Annotated in this window: 15 protein-coding genes; 11 read left to right on the top strand and 4 right to left on the bottom strand. The window is 71.9% G+C overall.

Features of this window, described 5'->3' with window-relative positions:
- The first annotated feature begins 207 nt into the window (after nucleotides 1-207).
- Nucleotides 208-2,790 carry an alpha-glucan family phosphorylase gene (glgP, locus tag ACFMQL_RS07650; protein WP_378785052.1) on the top strand — a complete coding sequence of 861 codons (2,583 nt, stop codon included), beginning with the start codon at nucleotides 208-210 and terminating at the stop codon, nucleotides 2,788-2,790.
- 56 nt (nucleotides 2,791-2,846) lie between these two features.
- Nucleotides 2,847-3,743 (top strand): MurR/RpiR family transcriptional regulator, encoded by an 897-nt coding sequence (locus ACFMQL_RS07645; RefSeq protein WP_378785051.1) that lies wholly within the window; start codon nucleotides 2,847-2,849, stop codon nucleotides 3,741-3,743.
- Here ACFMQL_RS07645 and ACFMQL_RS07640 read toward each other — a convergent pair.
- Both ACFMQL_RS07640 and ACFMQL_RS07635 read right to left on the bottom strand, forming a co-directional pair.
- Nucleotides 3,706-5,628: an N-acetylmuramoyl-L-alanine amidase gene (locus ACFMQL_RS07640; RefSeq protein ID WP_378785050.1), complete on the bottom strand. Its 1,923-nt coding sequence runs from the start codon at nucleotides 5,626-5,628 to the stop codon at nucleotides 3,706-3,708. The two genes, ACFMQL_RS07645 and ACFMQL_RS07640, sit on opposite strands and share 38 nt — an antisense overlap.
- Before the next feature lie 373 nt (nucleotides 5,629-6,001).
- A complete protein-coding gene (locus ACFMQL_RS07635) occupies nucleotides 6,002-6,979 on the bottom strand; it encodes a zinc-binding dehydrogenase (RefSeq protein ID WP_378785049.1) in 978 nt (325 codons plus the stop codon).
- Nucleotides 6,980-7,392: 413 nt separating this feature from the next.
- Between ACFMQL_RS07635 and ACFMQL_RS07630 the strand changes: the two genes are divergently transcribed.
- Together ACFMQL_RS07630 and ACFMQL_RS07625 are read left to right on the top strand one after the other, a co-directional pair.
- A complete protein-coding gene (locus tag ACFMQL_RS07630; RefSeq protein ID WP_378785047.1) occupies nucleotides 7,393-8,277 on the top strand; it encodes a hydroxypyruvate isomerase family protein in 885 nt (294 codons plus the stop codon).
- A complete protein-coding gene (locus ACFMQL_RS07625) occupies nucleotides 8,268-9,152 on the top strand; it encodes a 2-hydroxy-3-oxopropionate reductase (RefSeq protein WP_364059579.1) in 885 nt (294 codons plus the stop codon). The genes ACFMQL_RS07630 and ACFMQL_RS07625 overlap by 10 nt, the downstream gene beginning before the upstream one ends.
- Before the next feature lie 47 nt (nucleotides 9,153-9,199).
- Here ACFMQL_RS07625 and ACFMQL_RS07620 read toward each other — a convergent pair whose 3' ends face one another.
- Complete coding sequence (locus tag ACFMQL_RS07620) at nucleotides 9,200-11,215, bottom strand: CehA/McbA family metallohydrolase (RefSeq protein WP_364059157.1); 2,016 nt, start codon at nucleotides 11,213-11,215, stop codon at nucleotides 9,200-9,202.
- A 123-nt stretch (nucleotides 11,216-11,338) separates the two neighbouring features.
- A complete protein-coding gene (locus tag ACFMQL_RS07615; RefSeq protein WP_364059154.1) occupies nucleotides 11,339-11,623 on the bottom strand; it encodes a Fe-S cluster assembly protein HesB in 285 nt (94 codons plus the stop codon).
- Nucleotides 11,624-11,716: 93 nt separating this feature from the next.
- Here ACFMQL_RS07615 and ACFMQL_RS07610 point away from each other — a divergent pair, with 93 nt between their 5' ends.
- From ACFMQL_RS07610 to ACFMQL_RS07580, 7 genes are all read left to right on the top strand, one after another.
- Nucleotides 11,717-12,376, top strand: coding sequence for an endonuclease (locus ACFMQL_RS07610; protein WP_364059151.1), 660 nt, complete (start codon nucleotides 11,717-11,719; stop codon nucleotides 12,374-12,376).
- 23 nt (nucleotides 12,377-12,399) lie between these two features.
- On the top strand, nucleotides 12,400-13,173 hold the full coding sequence (locus ACFMQL_RS07605; RefSeq protein WP_364059148.1) for an enoyl-CoA hydratase-related protein: 774 nt from the start codon (nucleotides 12,400-12,402) through the stop codon (nucleotides 13,171-13,173).
- Nucleotides 13,174-13,272: 99 nt separating this feature from the next.
- Nucleotides 13,273-13,671 (top strand): hypothetical protein, encoded by a 399-nt coding sequence (locus ACFMQL_RS07600; RefSeq protein ID WP_364059145.1) that lies wholly within the window; start codon nucleotides 13,273-13,275, stop codon nucleotides 13,669-13,671.
- The gene (locus ACFMQL_RS07595; RefSeq protein ID WP_364059142.1) at nucleotides 13,662-14,882 is read left to right on the top strand and encodes a DUF6395 domain-containing protein; all 1,221 of its coding nucleotides are present in this window, start codon (nucleotides 13,662-13,664) and stop codon (nucleotides 14,880-14,882) included. The genes ACFMQL_RS07600 and ACFMQL_RS07595 overlap by 10 nt, the downstream gene beginning before the upstream one ends.
- Nucleotides 14,879-15,721, top strand: a complete 843-nt coding sequence (locus ACFMQL_RS07590; protein WP_364059138.1) for a M55 family metallopeptidase — start codon at nucleotides 14,879-14,881, stop codon at nucleotides 15,719-15,721. Before ACFMQL_RS07595 ends, ACFMQL_RS07590 begins: the two co-directional genes overlap by 4 nt.
- Nucleotides 15,714-17,321, top strand: a complete 1,608-nt coding sequence (locus tag ACFMQL_RS07585) for a flavin monoamine oxidase family protein (RefSeq protein WP_364059135.1) — start codon at nucleotides 15,714-15,716, stop codon at nucleotides 17,319-17,321. The genes ACFMQL_RS07590 and ACFMQL_RS07585 overlap by 8 nt, the downstream gene beginning before the upstream one ends.
- 64 nt (nucleotides 17,322-17,385) lie before the next feature.
- On the top strand, nucleotides 17,386-17,898 hold the full coding sequence (locus tag ACFMQL_RS07580) for a YbaK/EbsC family protein (RefSeq protein ID WP_364059132.1): 513 nt from the start codon (nucleotides 17,386-17,388) through the stop codon (nucleotides 17,896-17,898).
- Nucleotides 17,899-17,973: the final 75 nt, after the last annotated feature.

The following is a 17,973-nucleotide window of genomic DNA, read 5'->3' as shown; positions in this document are numbered from 1 at the left end:
CGGAGGCTTTCCCTGGCAGGATCGATCCTTGCATGTGATTCGTGGACAGCAGTGGATAGACCTCCCACGAGTGAGCGCGGGATAGCCCAACAACCTGGAAAGTTGCCCCAATAGTCGCTCTTCATGCTTGTTCCCGGAAGGGGTTTGAAGGGCCTTGATGAGGGTGAAGGACTCAGAGGTCCCTCCTAGCCCGTAGGGTGCAGAAACGTGAGAGCTATCCGCCGGTTTACCGTCCGCACCGTCCTGCCCGCGGAGCTGGCCGCGCTCGGCGAGCTCGTCCACAATCTCCGCTGGTCATGGCACCCGGAGACAATGGACCTCTTCGCGGAGGTCGACGCCGATCTGTGGGAACAGGTCGGCCATGACCCCGTGGCCCTGCTCGGCGCCGTCACCCCGGCCCGGCTCACCGAGCTGGCCGCCGACCGCCGGTTCCTGCGCCGCCTCGCCGACGCGGCGGACGACCTGCGCGAATACATGACCGCTCCACGCTGGTACCAGACGCTGCCCGACAGCGCGCGGGCCATCGCCTACTTCTCGCCGGAGTTCGGCATCGCCGCCGCGCTCCCGCAGTACTCCGGCGGCCTCGGCATCCTCGCCGGCGACCACCTGAAGGCCGCCAGCGACCTGGGCGTGCCCATCCTCGCGGTGGGCCTGCTCTACCGCCACGGCTACTTCACCCAGACGCTCTCACCCGAGGGCTGGCAGCTCGAGCACTACCCGTCGCTCGACGCCGGCGGGCTGCCGCTCAGCCTGCTCAAGGAGCCCGACGGCACGCCCGTCAAGATCCGCCTGTCGCTGCCCGACGAGCGCGTCCTGCACGCCCAGGTGTGGGTCGCGCAGGTGGGCCGGGTGCCGCTGCTGCTGCTCGACTCCGACGTGGCCGAGAACGACAACGCGGCCAGGGACGTCACCGACCGGCTCTACGGCGGCGGCACCGACCACAGGCTCATGCAGGAGCTGCTGCTCGGCGTGGGCGGCGTACGCGCGATCCGCGCCTACTGCCGCATCACCGGCCACCCCGAGCCCGAGGTCTTCCACACCAACGAGGGCCACGCCGGCTTCCTCGGGCTCGAACGCATCCGCGAGCTGACCGAGGCCCGCATGTCGTTCGACGAGGCGCTCGAGGCGGTGCGCGCGGGCACCGTGTTCACCACCCACACGCCCGTGCCCGCCGGCATCGACCGCTTCCCGCGCGACATGATCGAGCGGCACTTCGGCGGCGCGAACGCCTGGCCGACCGTGCCCGTCGAACGCATTCTCGCGCTGGGCGCGGAGTCCGATCCGTCCAGGTTCAACATGGCCGTGATGGGCATGCGCCTGGCCCAGCGGGTCAACGGCGTCTCCAAACTCCACGGCGAAGTCAGCCGGGAGATGTTCAAAGATCTCTGGCCCGGTTTTGACGTGGACGAGGTGCCGATCGGCTCGATCACCAACGGCGTCCACGCCCCCACCTGGGTCGGCCGCGAGCTCATGGAGCTGGCCGGGCGCGAGGTGCCCACGCTGGTGGAGCGGGCCCGCGGCTGGGAGGACATCCAGAAGATCCCCGACGAGGAGATCTGGCGGATCCGCGGCCAGTTGCGCAGGCGGCTGGTCGAAGGGGCCCGCGTACGGCTGCGCAAGTCGTGGCGCGAGCGCGGGGCCTCCGACGCCGAGCTGGGCTGGATCGACGACGCGCTCGACCCCGAGGTGCTGACCATCGGGTTCGCGCGGCGGGTGCCGTCGTACAAGCGGCTCACGCTCATGCTGCGCGACCCGGCTCGGCTCAGGGAGCTGCTGCTGCACCCCGACCGCCCGGTGCAGATCGTGATCGCCGGCAAGGCGCACCCCGCCGACGAGGGCGGCAAGAAGCTGATCCAGCAGATCGTCAAGTTCGCCGACCAGCCGGAGGTCCGCCACCGGATCGTGTTCCTGCCCGACTACGACATGGCGCTCGGGCAGCTCATGGTGCAGGGCTGCGACGTCTGGCTGAACAACCCGCTGCGCCCGCTGGAGGCGTCCGGCACCTCGGGCATGAAGTCCGCGCTCAACGGCGGGCTCAACCTGTCCATCCGCGACGGCTGGTGGGACGAGTGGTACGACGGCACCAACGGCTGGGCCATCCCCACCGCCGACGGCGTCACCAACCCCGACCGCCGCGACGAGCTGGAGGCCGCAGCCCTCTACGACCTCATCGAGCACGAGGTGTCCGACCGCTTCTACGACCGCGCCTACGACGGCCTGCCGCGCCGCTGGATGGAGATGGTCAAGCACACGCTGGCCTCGCTCGGCCCGAAGGTGCTCGCCGGGCGCATGCTCCGCGAGTACGTGCTCAACCTCTACAACCCGGCCGCCGCCTCCGCCCGCGCGCTGTCGGCCGACTCCTACGCCCCCGCCAAGGCGTTCGCCGCCTGGCGGGTGCGGGTGACCAGGGCCTGGCCGGGAGTGCGGGTCGAGCACGTCGAGGCGACGGGCGTGGGCGACACGCCGGAGGTCGGAGCCTCGATCGAGCTGCACGCCACGATCGCGCTCGGCGACCTCGATCCCGATGACGTGCAGGTGCAGGCCGCGTACGGGAAGGTCGGGCCGCACGACGAGCTGGAGCGCCCGTCGTATGCGACGCTGTCGGTGCAGTCGGTGGACGACGACCGGCGCGCCCACTACACGGGGAAGGTGCCGCTCGACCGCACCGGCGCGTTCGGCTACACCGTGCGCGTCGTCCCGCACCACCCGCTGCTCGTCACCCCGGCGGAGCTGGGCCTCGTCACCGTGCCCGAGGAACCGACCGGCATGACGAACGGGACATTGCGCTAGGACAGCGGCATTCCCTCGTGCGGCCAACTATGCGGTCAACACGGCATAATCAGGGGGTGGACGACAGCGGGAACGGCCTGCGGGCCGACACTCTGGTGGCCACGGTCCGCGGTGTGCTGCCGTCGCTGACGCCTGCCGCCCAGACCGTCGCCCGCCTCATCCTCGAAGACCCCGCGACGGTGGCCAGGAGCACCATCACCGAGCTCTCCGCCGCCTCCGGCACCAGCGAGGCCACGATCGTGCGCACCGCGCGGCTGCTCGGCTTCTCCGGCTACCCGCAGCTCAGGCTGGCCTTAGCGGCCGCCGCCGCACAGCCCGACCGGCTGGTGCCCGGCGACCTCGCCCCCGACGACCCTTTGTCGGAGGTCATCCACAAGGTGGCGCGGGCCGAGTCGGAGGCGATCAACGACACCGTCGCCCAGCTCACCTCCGAGCGGCTCGGCCTGGTGGTCGACGCCATCGTCGGCGCCCGCAGGATCGACGCCTACGGCGTCAGCGCCTCGGGCCTGGTCGCCGAGGACGTCGCACAGAAGCTGATGCGCATCGGCCTGTCCAGCCACGCCTTCCAGGACGCCCACCTTGCGCTGACCAGCGCCGTGCTGCTGCGTGAAGGTGACGTCGCCATCGGCATCAGCACCTCCGGCGAGACCCCCGACGTGCTGGAGCCGCTGAGCCGGGCCAAGGAGGCGGGGGCCACCACGGTCGCCATCACCAACAACCCCCGCTCCTCGATCGCGGAGCTGGCCGAACACGTGCTGATCTCGGCCGGGCGCGAGACGGAGTTCCGTCCCGGCGCCCTGGCCAGCAGGATCAGCCAGCTCCTCGTCGTCGACTGCCTGTTCGTCGGCGTCGCCCAGCGCACGTTCGACTCCTCTCAGGAGGCGCTCGAAAGCACCAGGCGCGCCGTCACCGAGTTCACCCGGAGAACATCACCCGCACGTCGTCAGCCTTGACGAACATGACGCGGTGGCCGAACTGGATCTGCAGGTACTTGGTCTTGCCGCGCACGACCGTGTGGTCCTCCAGGTTGAAGGTGACCGCCCGGTAGTACTCCGCCGGCGCCACGCCCGCGAGCGTGTACTTCTCGCCCGCCGAGAACGTGTACTGCAGCGGGGTCACCTCCTGGTACGGGATGCCCTCCGGGTACGCCTCCTGCTCGGGGTAGGCCCTGCCGTACACCGGCACGGTCTCCTTGCCCGGCTTCGGGGTGACCACCAGGCCCATGGACGGCACGGCGGTCGGGTTCGATGCCGGGTTGTGGAACCACGCCTTCTGACCCAGGTACCAGATGGCCGTCCAGTCGCCGCGGCGCTCGGCCACGGCGAAGCGCTGGCCGGTGCTGGCGCGGGCGCTGTGGTCGTACACGCTGTAGAGGGACTCGCCGGTCGGGTGCTTGCCGATGTCCTTCACCAGCGGCGCGTCCTCGCGCGGCTCCGTGCGCAGCCACACGGTGCCGGCCGGCAGCGGCGGGCAGTCGGCCTCCGGGTTCTGCCGGTCGCAGCCGTAGAAGTACGGCTTGTTCGTGGCGAAGTCCGGCTTGATCATCACCGCGCCGGAACGCGGGCCGCCCAGGCCGTGCAGCGGCGCGCCCATGAGCTGGAAGTAGTGCGCCCAGTCCCAGAACGGGCCCGGGTCTTCGTGCATGCCCTGCACCGTGGACGGCAGGGTGCCGGGGACGTTGTCGTGGCCGAGGATGTGGGCCCGGTCGAGCGGCACGCCGTGCCTGAGCGCGAGGTAGCGGACCAGGCGGGCCGACGAGCGGTACATCGCCTCGGTGTACCAGGTGCCGCCCTCCGCCAGGAAGCCCTCGTGCTCGATGCCGACGGACTTGGCGTTGATGTACCAGTTGCCCGCCTGCCAGGCGACGTCCTTGGTCTTGATGTGCTGGGCGATGTGGCCGTCGGTGGAGCGGACGGAGTAGTGCCAGCTCGCGCCGTAGGTGGGGTCCTGGTTGAGGCGGATGGAGGGCAGGAAATATCCCTCCATGTCGTGGATGATGATGTATTCGACCTTCTGGCTGGCCGGACGGTTCGCCAGGTCGTAGTGGCCGTAGTCGTCGTTCGGCAGCTGCTCGTACGCGGCCGGGATCCACTCGCACGAGATCGAGGCCGGGCACTCGATGCCGTCAGGACGCACCGGCGGGCGCAGGCCGAGCTTCTCCAGCCACTTCGTGATCGCGTTCAGGCGCGGCACGGCGGGCAGGCGGACCCGCTGGCCGTCGTCCGTCGTCCGCTCGGCCCCCTCCTTGATGATCGAGAAGACCTCGTCGGCGAAGAACTTGGCCGCGCCCGCCTCCTCGGCGCCCGAGTACTTCGCGACCGCGCCGTACCACTGGCCGGGGTCGTCGCTGAGCGGCGCGCCGAGCGACTTCTGGTAGTCGGCGAGCAGCGCCGCGCCGCCGCGGATGTTGGCGGCGGCGTCCGTACGCAGCCGCTCGCGGCTCTCGCCGGTCAGCTGCGCGGCCCGCTCCATGGTGCGCAGCGAGGCCGGCAGCTCCTCGGGTGCGGGCCTGGGCTCGGGGGCGGGCAGCGGACGGCTCTCGTCGCCGCGCGCGTCCTCCTTGCCCGCGTCATGATGGTTGCCTGCGGTGAAGGCGGCGGCGTCGGTCAGGTGCATGGGGCCGAAGCCCGCGTCGACGGACGGCTGTCCGGCGTGCGCGTCCCACCGGGACGCCAGGTAGGAGACGCCCAGCAGCACGCTCTCGGGGACTCCGAACTCCTTCGCCGCCGCCGCGAACGCCTGCTGCCGATCGGCCGGCACCTGCGCCTCCGCCTGGGCGGGGCTCGCCGGCGTTAAGGCCAGCAGGGCGACCAGCGAGGTCGCCAGTAGTCTGCGCATGAACCACTCCTCGGGACTGGGGGGGCGCATATCGCGACTCAGCGTCTCAACATTTTCCTTCTCAGGCGAGATCTTTGCGAAGATATTTTTCAGCTCTTAATGCTCTTCGCCGCCACACCGGCCGTCCCTCGGGGTGGGGGGTGAGATGCGTTCGCTGCCGCATCGGTCGGGCCGAGGTGGTGGGTGGGAGGCGCTCGCCGCCGGGCTGACGCGCCCCGGGGCGGAGTGGCGTTCGCCCGGGGAGCCGTGCTTCGGAGCCGAGCGCACTCGCCGACGGCCGCACCTCAGCCTCGGCCGACGTGAGGCCGAGGACGCCAGGGGCCGGGCGCGCTCCGGCCGGCGTCGCCGCACCGAAGGCCGGCGGGTCCCTCCGTCACGGGACGAGGACGACCTTGCCTGTGGTGCGGCGGGATTCGAGGGCGGCGTGGGCCTGGGCGGCCTGCTCCAGCGGGAAGGTCTGTACGGCCGGCACGAGCGTGCCATCGGCCGCGGCGGCCAGGGCCCTGGACTCGTACTCGGGCCTCTTCTCCGGATGCTCGTGCAGGAGCTGCAGGGCGCTGGTCGCGGTGAGACCGCGCGCGGACAGCTCCTCGTCCGCAGGCCAGAAGTCCGCACGGGAGGCGTTGCCGATGGTGACGTACCGGCCGCCGTCGGCCAGCAGCCCGAACGCGGCGCGCCCCTTGTCGCCGCCCACCCCGTCGAGCACCGCCGTGACCTTGCGGCCCCCGAGGTGCCCGGCGACCTCCTCGTCCCAGCCCGGCTGGTTGTAGTCGACGGCGAGGTCGGCACCGAGGTCGCGGACGGCGGCCACCTTGGCGGGCCCGCCCGCCGCGCCGACCACGGTGGCGCCGATGCGGCGGGCGTACTGGACGACCAGCCGCCCGATCCCGCCGGCCGCCGACGTCACCAGCACCACGTCGGCGGAGGTCAGCGCGGCCACGTCCAGGAAGTGCATCGTGGTGGCGCCGGTGACGATCATCGCGGCGGCCGTCACGTGGTCCATCCCCTCGGGCAGCGGGTGCAGGGCGGTCACGTCGGCGACGGCCAGCTCGGCGTACCCGCCGGGACGGCCGCCCGAGGTCACCACGTCACGGCCGATCCAGGACGGATCCACGTCCGGGCCGACGGCGTCCACGCGGCCCGCGACCTCGCCGCCGAAGATCGTCGGCAGCTCGGGCAGCGGCGGCATGATCCCTCCGGTCGCCCCGGACCGCATGACGGTCTCGATGAAGTGCACACCGGCCGCCTTCACGGCGATGCGCACCTGGCCGGGGCCGGGCTCGGGGTCGGGGACCACCTCGTAACGCAGGTTCTCGGCGGGACCGAAAGAATGCAGAACGACGGCATGCATGGGGTGCTCCAAGAGAAGACGGATCGGGTTCGCCTTCCGAGCGTGCAACGTCAAGCAAGCTTGAGGTCAACCTTGTGCGGCTCGGGCCGGCATTCGCCCGTCGCCGCTGCGCCGTCCGTCGCCTATCGCCCCGCAGCCCGATGCCGGCGAGCCGGTGACGTCGGGGCTGTCAGTCGACGTCCGGCGCCGCCGGGCCGGTGATGTCGGGGCTGTCAGGCCGCTTCCGTCGCCGGCGAGCCGATGTGAACATCCGCCGCGTGGTCAGGGGGGCGGGTCTGAGTGCCGGCCGGTGCGGTGGAGGCCGCGCCGCCCCGCGGCGGGCGGGCGGCGTACGGTGTGCCACGATGCCATCTCGACCAGGAGTGGGCGCGGGCCCCCGACGGGAGGCCCGCCCGACCGGAAGAGGCTCGTGCGTGACCAGGTGGACCGTCAACTGCTCTCTCCTCTATACCGACCTGCCGCTGCTGGAGCGACCACACGCGGCGGCCGCCGACGGGTTCGGCGCGGTGGAGTTCTGGTGGCCGTGGCCGGTGGCGGTGCCGGAGGATCGCGAGGTGGAGGCGTTCGCCCGCGCGATCGAGGACGCGGGCGTACGCCTGACCGGGCTCAACTTCTTCGCCGGTGACATGGCGGCAGGAGACCGCGGCCTGGTGTCGTGGCCGGGCCGTACGAAGGAGCTGCTCGACAACATCCCGGTCGTGGCCGCCATCGGCGAGCGGCTGGGCTGCCGCGCGTTCAACGCCCTGTACGGCAACCGCATCGACGGCGTCGCCCCGGAGGAGCAGGACGAGCTCGCACTGGAGACGCTGACCGCCTGCGCCGCAGGAGTGCCCGGCACCGTGCTGCTCGAACCGGTCAGCGGCGCGCCCCGCTACCCGCTGCTGACCGCCGCCCACGCGGTGGCCGTGCTCGACCGGCTGGCCGGGGTGCGGAACGCGGGCCTGCTCGCCGACTTCTACCACCTGGCCGTGAACGGCGACGACGTGCCGGCGGCCATCGACCGGTACGCGGGCCGCATCGCGCACGTCCAGATCGCCGACGCGCCGGGCAGGGGCGCGCCGGGCACCGGGGAGCTGCCGTTGCAGCGGTGGCTCGACGCTCTGCACGCCACCGGCTACGACGGGTACGTCGGCCTTGAATACCGGGCGGAGACCGCCGGCGCGTTCGCCTGGCTGCCCACGGAGCAGCGCGGCGGCCACCCCGGCGCAGCGTCCAAGGCGCCGTCCGACACAGCGTCCGACACAGCGTCCGACACAGCGTCCGACACAGCGTCCGACACGGGAGGATCATCGCAGTGACCGCCATCGCCTTCATCGGCCTGGGCATCATGGGCAGTCCCATGGCCGTGCACCTGGTCAACGCCGGGCATGACGTGACCGGCTACAACCGCACACCGGCGAAGGCGCGCCCGCTGGCGGAGGCGGGCGGCCGGGTGGCCGAATCGGTCGCGCAGGCCGTGACGGGCGCCGAGGTCGTGGCGATCATGGTGCCGGACTCGCCGGACGTCCAGAACGTGCTGAGAGGCGACGACGGCGTCTTCGCCCACGCCGCGCCCGGCACGCTGATCATCGACTTCTCCACCATCCGCCCCGATGTCACGCGCGAGCTGGCCGAGGAGGCGGGGCGCAGGGGCCTGCGCTACCTCGACGCCCCGGTCTCCGGCGGCGAGGCGGGCGCGCGCAACGCCACCCTGTCGATCATGGTGGGAGGGGACGCCGAGGCGTTCGAGGCGGCCAAGCCGATCTTCGACGTGGTGGGCAAGACCGTCGTGCACGTCGGGCCGAGCGGGGCCGGGCAGACCGTCAAGGCCGCCAACCAGCTCATGGTCGCCGCCCACATCGAGGCGCTGGCGGAGGCGGTGGTGTTCCTGCGGGCGTACGGGGTGGACCTGGAGGCCGCGCTGGAGGTGCTGGGCGGCGGGCTCGCCGGGTCGGCGGTGCTCGCGCAGAAGCGGAAGAACATGGTCGAGCGCACCTTCGAGCCCGGCTTCCGGATCGAGCTGCACCATAAGGACCTGGGCATCGTCACCTCGGCCGCCCGCGAGGCCGGCGTCGTGCTGCCGCTCGGCGCGCTCGTGGCGCAGCTCGTGGCCGCCGCCGACGCGAACGGCGACGGCGGCCTCGACCACTCGGCCCTGCTGCGCGGCGTCGAACGGCTCTCCGGCAAGGCGTAGTTCTCAGGGGAGGCGGGCGCGGCAGACGTTCTCAGCGGCAGACGTTCTCAGGGGAGGCGGGCGCGGTAGACGTCCCTGGCGCGCTCGTACAGCCGCAGGTGGTCGTCGAGCTGCTCGGGGGAGTCGAACACGCCGAACCGGCGCACCAGCTCCGCCAGCCGGTCGAGCCAGGCCAGGCACCACCGCACGTCGGCCTCCCTGGCCACCGCGCGCCCCGCGACGTCGAGGTAGACGGGGCTGGTGTGCGCGTGCGCGCCGTCGGCGCGCATGGTGCGCGGGTGCGGCCCGCCGGTGGCGACGGCCACCACGTACGTCGGCTCCGTCACCTCCAGCGTGGCCGCGAGCCGTCCCGGCGGCCCTTGGGCGAGCACGCCGTCGGCGGTACGGATCTCCAGCGTGTCGACCTCGGGCCCGATGGACTCGACCGTGATCTCCACCCGCTGCCCAGGGGCCAGGTCGAGCCGGTCACCCGGCCCATGCCCGTCCACGGTGAGCTCCAGCCACGGCCCGGTGGTCGCGAAGGTCCGCCCGGCCCTGATCGCCTCTGCGTACGACTGCGCCGTCAGCGGCCCATCGACCCGGGCGTACACGCGTTCCCAGCCGGGCGGTCCCGAGGAGGTGCCCCGGCGGCAGAACGACAGCACGGCGTCGGTCCCCGCGGTGACGGCGAGCCGGTTGCCCGCGCCGATGAGCCGCCGGTAGACGGCCGCGGTCGCGGCGATCGAGGAGTGGTTGAGCACGTCGAGCGAGTCGATCAGGCCGAGTGCCGCGTCGGCGACGATCTCCCTGGCCGAGCAGTTGCGCGCCCTGTCGAGCACGACGTCGGGCGGGTCGTCGTCGGTGAACGGGGTGTGGAACGGGTGCCCGTACCCGGTGAGCCCGCCGAGCGAGCGCAGCTCCTCCAGCGCGACCGCGTTGGCCGGCCAGTCCACGGCCCCGGCGAACCCGGTGTGGTAGCGGCTCGGCGTCCGCCGCAGCCCGAACGCGGTGAAGTGGCCCAGCAGGTCGCTGCGGTACTCGACGCCGATCCTGGCCAGGTGGCGTTCGTCCGACCAGGGCAGGTCCTCGCCCACCCAGTGCTCGAGCGCCTCCCGGTCGTAGACCCGCTCGCTCGCCACATTGCCCGCGACGAGGTTGAGCACGTGCAGGTCCTCGCCGTGCTGGGCGGCGGCGGCCAGTGCGGGCGCGGCCGGTTCCTCGCCCATCCAGTTGAGATGGACGTGCATGTCGCCGCCGTACCAGCCGCGCGCGGCGGCGTCGTAGATCCGCTCGGGGGTCAGCTCGACCAGCGTCTCGCCGCCCGGCTGCGGGGTCACGACGGCCTCGGCGGTGCCGTACTCCATGCCACGGGTGACGGTCACGGTGAGCGGCTCGGCCGGTACGTCGAGCACGATGTCGTCGCCGTGGAAGAACGGCCGCCGCAGCCCGTCGAGCTTGGGCGGCGCGCCTTCTGGGTACCAGCCCTGCCCGTTGCCGCCCGTGACGCTCCACCGGCACGGGAACCCGGCGCGCAGCCGCAGCCTGGCCGCCGGCGCCCGTCTGACCAGCGGCGAGAGATCGACCGGCTGACCGTCCACGCTGACCGGCCCGGCCACCTCGACCACCTTGGCCCCGCCGGGCTCGACCACGTACGTGGTGCCGTCCACGACGACCGTGACCGGCTTGTCGCGGCTGGAGTCCAGCAGCAACGGCGTACGTAAGGGGCGGTCGTCCACCACCACCCGGGGCTCGGCCGCCACGGCGCAGCCGTCCGGGGTGAGCCGCAGCGCGGGCAGGTGGATGGGGGTCTGGCCGCCGAGGGCGTCGCGGACGAGCCGGTCGAGCTCCACCTCGCCGAGGTGGTCCTCCAGCTCCTCCTCGGGCACATCGGGCAGCCGCGCGGCCATCTGCCGCAAGCCCATGGGCCAGAAGTCGCGGTCGTTTCGCAGGTAGAGGGTGGCCCACGCCTGGACCACGTACGACAGGGGCGGCTCGCCCCAGCGGACGTCATGCGCGTCGCGCAACGATCGGTAGTCGGCCAGTGCGGCGGCCACGGGCGAAGGAAGCAGCGGATCGTGACACATCGGACACTCCCTGGAATCGGACGCGCCGTCATCGTCACACGAAACATCCGCTGTGTCCCGTCTTTTCGCGAGGGAAGCGGTGAGGGGACGGGCCCGGCGGTGCGCCGCCGAGCCCGCGTGCGGTCAGGTGCGCCGGTCGAGCCGGAACGACGGTTGCCCCGGCCTGCCCGGCTGGGCGTCCAGCGCCTTGTCGTCGAGGATCCGCACGGCCTCCTCGGCGACGAACACCCGTACGTCCTCCTTCTCGACGACCTGGTCACCGGCGTGCGGCATGCTCGCCAGCGTGACCTCCAGCGTTCCTGCCTCGTCTGCCTTCGGGGCGATGCGCAGGCCCGCCTCGGCGGGCACGTTCTCCCCGACCAAGAGGTCGCGGATGGCGACCACGGCGTTATCGGTCAATGTCAGCACGAGCTGCTCCTTTGTCCTCTTGGAACCCTCCGACTCCCCCGGCCCGGGAGCGGCAAACACATGCGCGCGGGGGTCGCGGGTAGCGGGGACGGCATGGGAGCAAAGACCGCGGGAGCCGTCGTCGAGGCGCTGCTCGACCGCTACGGCAGCACGTACGCGGGCGAGGCGGGGATCAGGCTCGCCGACCGCCCCAAACCGCTCTACCAGCTTCTGGTGCTCGCCACGCTGCTGAGCGCGCGCATCTCGGCGGACGTGGCGGTGGCGGCGGCCAAGGAGCTGTTCGCGGCCGGATGCGGCACGCCCGAGGGCATGCGGAAGGCGACCTGGCAGGACCGGGTGGACGCGCTGGGCCGCGGGCACTACCGCCGCTACGACGAGCGCACCGCCACCATGCTCGGCGACGGCGCCGAACTGATCATCGACCGCTGGAAGGGCGACCTGCGGCGGCTGCGCGACGAGGCCGGCGGCGACGAGCGGCGGATGGCGGAGCTGCTGATGGAGTTCCCCGGCATCGGGCCGGCGGGCGCCGACATCTTCCTGCGCGAGGTGCAGGCCGTCTGGCCGCAGGTCGCACCGCACCTGGACCGGCGGGTGCTGGACGGTGCGGGCAAGCTGGGCCTGCCGCGCCAGGCGGGTCCGCTCGCGGAGCTGGCCGGTTCCGGGGCGGACCTGGCGCGCCTGTCCGCCGCGATCGTCAGGGTCGCGCGCAGCAAGAAGTCCGTGGACGAGGTCATGGCGGCGGCGGGCAGGTGATCTCCGGCTGTTAGGTTCGGGTCATGGGTGAGTTTGTGAGCGTCGAAGTGGCCGACCAGATCGCCACGATCCGTCTCGACCGTCCGAAGATGAACGCGCTCAACGGCCAGGTCCAGCGGGAGCTGGCCGAGGCGGCGACGCTGATCGACGCCGATCCGCAGGCGCAGGCGGTGATCCTGTACGGCGGTGAGCGGGTGTTCGCCGCCGGGGCCGACATCAAGGAGATGTCCACCATGTCGTACGCCGACATGGCCGCGCACTCCGCCACCCTCCAGGGCGCGCTGAACGCGGTGGCCCGCATCGGCAAGCCGGTCATCGCCGCCATCACCGGCTATGCCCTGGGCGGCGGCTGCGAGCTCGCGCTGTGCGCCGACTTCCGGGTGGCGGGCGAGTCGGCCAAGCTGGGCCAGCCCGAGGTGCAGCTCGGCCTCATCCCCGGCGCGGGCGGCACCCAGCGCCTGCCCCGGCTGATCGGCCCGTCCCGCGCGAAGGACCTCATCTTCTCGGGCCGCCACGTCGATGCCGCCGAGGCGCTCGCCATCGGGCTGGTCGACCGGGTGGTGCCGGACGAGCAGGTCTACACCGCCGCGCTCGAGTGGGCCGCCACCTTCGTCGGCGGGCCGTCCTTCGCGTTGCGCGCCGCCAAGCGGGCCATCGACGACGGTCTTGAGACCGATCTGCAGACGGGCCTGGAGATCGAGCGGCTGCACTTCTCGGGGATGTTCGCCACCGAGGACGCCAAGATCGGCATGCGGGCGTTCACGGAGCGGACCAAGCCGAAGTTCACCGGTCGCTGAGCGTTCTCGCGGCCTATCTGGGCGGATATCCAACAGAAGCCAGAACATCCGGTTACCGGCGTCCAAAGGTGGATTCGTTTGCCACTATGGTGGCCTTCCATGAAGCGCGTCCCGGTCCCGGCGCGGCTCAAAAAGGCCGTGCGCACGTGGTTCGACTCTCGTTACATCTCGATCGCCGATCACCGGCAGGACATCAAGGACGCGCTCTGGGAGGTCCAGACGCTGCGGCGTGAGATGGCCACCCTCCAGCAGGAGGTCAAGCGCCTCCAGCAGGAGGTCGAACGGCTGCGCAAGGCCCGCCAGCCGGTGATCGACAAAAAGAAGATCGACGACACCCACCGCCTGGCCCAGGAGACCGCCAAGGCGCTCGACGGCGTGCTGCAGAACGAGGTCCTCGTCTGGCAGGCCATCGACCAGCTCAAGGATCAGCTCCGAGACGAGCGCCGGAACGAGCGCCGTGACGAGCGGGGCCGTGCCGAGGAGCAGCCGTGCGCGTGACCTGGACGGGCGCCGCGCACCTGAGCTTCCGCCTCGACCCCGAGGACGAGATCACCGGCAGGGCCTCCGACGAGTACCCGATCAAGCTGGCCATCAACTCCTGCTCGATCCGCGGGGTCCCGGAGGACGCACACCCCGACCTGTACGCCGTCGCCGCCTGGACGGTCGTCGCCCCGTGGACGCGCAGGCGCGTCACCTTCGACCGGGCGATCTCCGCCGAGCTGGCCGAGGCGCTGCACGCCGGCTGGGGCGTCGAGGCGGGCCCGGTGGGCGCCGAGCGGCGGCGTCCCGGGTCGCGGCTGGCCATCTCCTACAGCGGCGGCGCCGACTCGGTGGCGGCCGCGACGATGTACCCGGAGGCGCCGTTCGTGCACTTCCGCCGGGTGGCGCATCCGCGCGTGCCGAACCGCTGGCCCCACTACCGCTCCGACGTGCTGGCCAAGCTGGCCGCCCAGACCGGCCGCGAGCTGACCGTGGTGGAATCCGACCTGGAGTACACCCTCGCCGAGCCGCGCCCCGGCTACCCCGAGCACCACGCGGTCGCCGCCGGTGCGCTGCTGCTCGCCGACGCGCTCGACATCGGCGGCCTGGGGTTCGGCTACGAGATGGGCTCGCGCTGGCTCGGCGGCGGCCGCTACCTGTGGCGCTACACCCCCGACAACCCCATGTGGGCGCCGCACGGCCGCTGGGGGCGGTTATTCGCGGCGGCGGGCGTGCACATCGTGCTGCCCGTCGGCGGGGTCAGCGAGGCGACCACGATGCGGCTGGCGCTCGGCTCGCCGCTGCGCGAGCAGGTGCGCTGGTGCCTGCGCGGCGTGGACGGCCCCTGCCGCAACTGCGGCAAGTGCCTCTACAAGGAGCTCATCCAGGCCGCCGTGGAGCGCCGCCCGCTGAACACGCCGATGAAGCCCGAGCATCCCGCGGTCAAGAAGTACCTCAAGAAGCCGCCGTACGGCGGCCAGGAGATGATCCAGTACGGCCTGGCCCGCGTCCCCGGCATCGAGAACACCGTCTTCGCCCCCGCGCTCGACTACTTCGACGTCAGCGAGGAGACGACGCGCTGGCTCGACCACTGCTACCCGCCGGCGCTGGAGGAGATCCCGGAGCCTTGGCGCGCGCAGGCGGCCGCGTTCATCGAGGCGAACGTCGGGTTGATGACGGAGTCCGAAGTGCGCCAGGTGGAGACCTGGGGGAGTGGAGCGACGGCGTGAAGGTCTATCTGTCGGTCGACATGGAGGGCGTGACCGGGCTGACCGATCCGGAGGAGATGCACGCCGGCAAGCGCGGCTACGAGCGCGGCTGCGAGCTGATGACGGCCGACGCGAACGCCGCGATCGAGGGGGCGTACGCGGCCGGGGCGAGCACCGTGCTGGTCAACGACGCCCACGGCTCCACCAAGAACCTCAGGATCGACCTGCTCGACCCCAGGGCGACCCTGGTCAGGGGGCCCGGCAAGGCGCAGCGGATGGCGCAGGGACTCGACGGGTCGTTCCAGGCGGCCTGCTTCGTCGGCTACCACGCCCGCGCCGGGGTGCCCGACGGCGTGCTCAACCACACGTGGATGGGCAAGGAGATCCAGAACGTCTACCTCAACGGCGAACTGTGCGGCGAGACCCGCCTGGTCGCTGCGTGCGCCGGCTTCCACGGGGTGCCCGTGGTGCTGGTGACCGGGGACGAGGCGGTCGGCGAGGAGGCCCGGGAGCTGCTCGGCGACGTCGAGACCGTGGCGGTCAAGAAGGGCATCGACAAGTTCTCGGCCGAGCTGCTGCCGCCGAGCGTGGCCCAGGCCAGGATCCGTGAGGCCACCGAGCGGGCGCTGAACCGGTTGACCGACTTCACGCCGTACGTCGTGGAGCCGCCGTACACGCTGGGCGTGGAGTGGAACTCGACCGCCATCGCCGCGGCCGTCGCGCTCGTGCCGGGCGTCAAGCTCGCCGGGACCCGCCACACCGAGTTCACCACCGACGACTTCACGCAGATCATGGCCCTGTTCGGGATCTTCGCCACGATCGGCGGCCAGGTCGCGTGCGGCAGCGGCCCCTATGGCTGACGGCGAGACCGGCGGCAAGGAAGCCGTCAAGGAGACGCGCAAAGGGGCCGGTAAGGGCGGCGCGCTCACCCGGCGCGGCCTGCTCGTCGGGATCGGCGCGGCGGGCGGCGCGGGCGCCATGTACGCCGCCATGGGCGCGCTCGGCCTGGCGCCCACCGGGCAGGACAAGGAGTTCACGCCGCCGCGCGAGGGCGACTTCACGCTGCGCGGCAAAGCGTCGGCCAGCGTCGTGATCCTGGGCGCCGGGGTGGCGGGGCTCACCGCGGCGTACGAGCTGGGCAAGGCCGGCTACGACTGCACGCTGCTGGAGGCCAGGCCCAAGGCCGGTGGCAGGAACCTCACGCTGCGCGGCGGCGACCGCGTGACCGAGCTGAACGGCCCGGCCCAGGACGTGACGTTCGGAGAGGGCGTCTACTTCAACGCGGGCCCCGGCCGTATCGCGCCGTGGATGGTCACCCTCGACTACTGCCGCGAGCTGGGCGTCCCCATCGAGACGTTCGTCAACTCCAACGCCGCCGCGTACGTGCACGTCAACGGCAAGACGATGCGGGCCCGCACCGCCCGCGCCGACATGTACGGATATGTCGCCGAACTCCTCGCGAAGGCCACTGACACCGGCGCCCTGGACAGAACCCTCACCAGGGACGACAAGGAGCGCCTGCTGGAGTTCCTGAGGCGCTTCGGCGACCTCGGACCCAGGCTCGACTACACCGGCTCCGACCGGCGCGGCTTCGCCGAGTGGCCCGCGGTCGGCGCCGGCACCCCGCTCGACGGCCCCGGCACCCTCCGCCAGGTGCTGGCCGCGGGCACCGGCAGGGCGATCACCAACGACTTCGGCTTCGAGCAGGCCACGCCCATGTTCCAGCCCGTCGGCGGCATGGACGCGATCGTCACCGCGCTGCAGAAGGCCGTCGGCACGGACCGGATCAAGACCGGCGCCAAGGTCACCAAGATCACCACGATGGACGACGGCGTCGAGGTCGCCTACACCGGCGGCGTGATGAAGGCCGACTACTGCATCGCCACGCTGCCCCCGCACATCCTCGCGAGGATCCCGCACAACCTCGGCCCCCAGGTCACCAGCGCGCTGGCCAAGCCGACCCCGGTCGCCGCCGGCAAGATCGGCCTGGAGTACGCCACCCGCTGGTGGGAGCGCGAGGACCGCATCTACGGCGGCGTCACCGAGACCGACCTCGACATCACCCACATCTGGTACCCCTCGCACGACTACCACGCCGAGCGCGGCCTGCTCGTCGGCTACTACAACACCGGCCCCGAGGCCGAGCTGTACGGCGCGCTCAGCCCCGAGGACCGCAGGCGCAGGGCGCTCACCCAGGGCAAGAAGATCCACGGCGAGAAGTACCGACAGAACGTCCTGTCCAGCGCCTCCGTCGCCTGGCACCGGCAGGAGCACATCGAGGGCGGCTGGGTGCGCTGGCCTGCCTTTGATTCGTCGTTCACTCTTCTGCAACGCCCGGCCGGAAGGGTCTACTTCGCGGGCGACTGGCTCACCCATCTCATCGCCTGGCAGGCGGGGGCCATGGAGTCGGCCCGCGCCGTCGTCACCAAGCTGCACCAGCGCGTGTTGCAGTCGCCGTGACGCCGCACGCTGCTTCTGACGGCCGCAATAGGCTCGGCAGGAGAAGCGATCCAAGGAGTGGGAGATGACGTTGCAGTGGGTGCCCGCGACCGAGCGGCTCGACCTCCTCGCCGAGCCCGTGGCCCGCGCCGTGCCCGAGCTGGAGGGTGCCGAGGTCGCCGAGATCGACCCCGAGCTGGCCGACACGGCCGCGTTCTGCGAGCGCTACGGCGTGGGCATGGACGAGTCGGCCAACTGCGTCGTGGTGGCGGCCAAGCGGGGCGGCGAGACGCGCTACGCCGCCTGCATGGTGCTCGCGACGATGCGGGTCGACGTCAACGGCGTCGTGCGCAGGCATCTCGGCGCCCGCAAGGCCAGCTTCGCTCCGATGGCCGACGCGGTGGAGCTCACCGGCATGGAGTACGGCGGCATCACCCCCGTCGGCCTGCCCGAAGAGTGGCCGATCCTGGTGGACACCAGGGTCGCCGAGCATCCGCGGGTCGTGATCGGCAGCGGGGTGCGCAGGTCGAAGCTCGCCGTCTCCGGTGCCACGCTGGCCGGGCTGAAGCAGGCAGAGGTGCTCACCCTGGCCGGCTGAACGACGAAATCGAGGCCGATTCGAGACCGTCGTTTGGGAAACCGGAGAGGGCTTCGTGGACGTTGTACGAGTGGG

Source organism: Nonomuraea fastidiosa, assembly GCF_042751225.1.
Lineage (GTDB): Bacteria > Actinomycetota > Actinomycetes > Streptosporangiales > Streptosporangiaceae > Nonomuraea > Nonomuraea fastidiosa.
Note: the sequence above shows the minus strand (reverse complement) of the source record. Positions and strands in the feature narration are given on the sequence as shown.